This is a genomic window from Streptomyces sp. T39 (genome assembly GCF_008042045.1).
Classification (GTDB): Bacteria; Actinomycetota; Actinomycetes; order Streptomycetales; family Streptomycetaceae; genus Streptomyces.
The window spans coordinates 1-1,421 of record NZ_RDBP01000099.1 but is presented as its reverse complement, the minus strand read 5'-3'; the positions used below and the strand labels follow the sequence as shown (position 1 = coordinate 1,421).

General features: G+C 73.4%; 2 protein-coding genes and 1 pseudogene. 2 read left to right on the top strand and 1 reads right to left on the bottom strand.

Going from position 1 to position 1,421, the window contains the following annotated elements; genetic code table 11:
• Nucleotides 1-6: 6 nt before the first annotated feature.
• Nucleotides 7-510 carry a carboxymuconolactone decarboxylase family protein gene (locus EAO77_RS35545; RefSeq protein ID WP_147992450.1) on the bottom strand — a complete coding sequence of 168 codons (504 nt, stop codon included), beginning with the start codon at nt 508-510 and terminating at the stop codon, nt 7-9.
• 13 nt (nt 511-523) lie between these two features.
• Between EAO77_RS35545 and EAO77_RS35540 the strand changes: the two genes are divergently transcribed.
• Nucleotides 524-1,114 carry a MarR family winged helix-turn-helix transcriptional regulator gene (locus EAO77_RS35540; protein ID WP_147992449.1) on the top strand — a complete coding sequence of 197 codons (591 nt, stop codon included), beginning with the start codon at nt 524-526 and terminating at the stop codon, nt 1,112-1,114.
• A gap of 33 nt (nt 1,115-1,147) precedes the next feature.
• A pseudogene (locus EAO77_RS35535) lies at nt 1,148-1,421 on the top strand (aldo/keto reductase); the annotation flags it as partial.

The following is a 1,421-nucleotide window of genomic DNA, read 5'->3' as shown; positions in this document are numbered from 1 at the left end:
CGCGCGTCATGCCCGCACCAGCCGGTTGGCCAGCGTGGACATCGTGTAGGTGCCGATGCCCATGACCACCTCCAGCGCGTTCCGTTCGGTGAAACCGTGTTCCAGGAAGGCACGGATCCGCTCGTCCTCGACGGCTCCGGCCGTGCGCAGCACGTCCAGCACGAACGAACGCACCGCCTCCAGGCGCGGATCGGGGAGCGTGCGCTGCCCGCGGAGGGCGTCCACGAGGTCCCCGTCGGCGCCGAGCCCGCGGAGTGCGGCGGTGTGCATGTCGATGCAGACGAGGCAGCCGTTGCGGACGGCGACGGTCATCACCACCGTCTCCCTCGCGAGCGGATCGAGGCCGGTCCGTTCGAAGGCGGCGCTCAGCTGGAGGAATCCGTTCAGCAGATGAGGTGAGGTGGCCAGCTTGGCGACGGCGGGCGGGAGGCCGCCGAGGCGGCGTGCCGTGGCCTCCATGGCGGGGCGCGAGTCGGCGGGGGCGGTGTCCAGGGTGTGCGTCACGAACATGGCGACTCCTAGAATGGACAACATGGTTGACTACCCCGAAAAGGTAAACCAGGTTGTCGAAGGCCGCAAGGAGGTTTCCCGCAGTCCCGGGCGCGGGGCGCCCGGCGGTCACGCGCCGGAGCACGCGGTGCCGCGCGACGCGACACCGGGCTACGAGTTGCCCCTGCTGCTGTTCGCGGGCTTCCGTTCGCTCATCGACGCGCTGCACGCGCGCCTCGCCGAGGAAGGCCACCCCGGCCTGCGCCCGGCGCACGGATTCGCCATGCAGGCGATCGGCATGCACGGAGCGAGCGCCAGTGACATCGGCCGACGGCTCGGGGTGTCGAAGCAGGCGGCGGGCAAGACCGTCGACCGCCTGGTCGCGCTGGGGTACGCGGAACGCGCGGACGACCCCGCCGACGCGCGCCGCAAGCTGATCCGCCTCACCCCGCACGGCCTGGACGCGCTCGCACGCTCCGCGGCCGTCTTCGACGAGCTCCGCGCGGAGTGGGCGCGCACGCTGGGTCCCGGACGCCTCGCCGACATCGAGGACGCCCTGCGCGCGGTGACCCCGCCGGAGACCTTCCGCCTGGACGCGGCGGGCTGGCTGGGGGGCGGGGCGTAGCCGCCCCGGCCCGTGGGCCTCGGCTCGCGCGSCGAGCGCCGTGCGGAGATGGAGGTCCTCCCGGCCGCGCAGGAGTACGGCCTCGGAGTCATCCCCTGGTCGCCGCTGCACGGCGGACTCCTCGGCGGTGTGCTCAGGAAGGAGAGCGAGGGGGCGCGGCGCACGACCGGCCGCAGCGCCGACGCGCTGGCGAACACGGCCGTCCGCGACAAGGTGCAGGCCTACGAGGACCTCCTCGACAAGCATGGTCTCGAACCGGGCGAGGCGGCTCTCGCCTGGCTGCTCACGCGGCCGGCCGTGACGGGCC

What these genes read in the sequence shown, in the direction of transcription:
- EAO77_RS35545 (WP_147992450.1), bottom strand. Translation starts at nt 510, where the DNA reads ATGTTCGTGACGCACACCCTGGACACCGCCCCCGCCGACTCGCGCCCC.
- EAO77_RS35540 (WP_147992449.1), top strand. Translation starts at nt 524, where the DNA reads ATGGACAACATGGTTGACTACCCCGAAAAGGTAAACCAGGTTGTCGAA.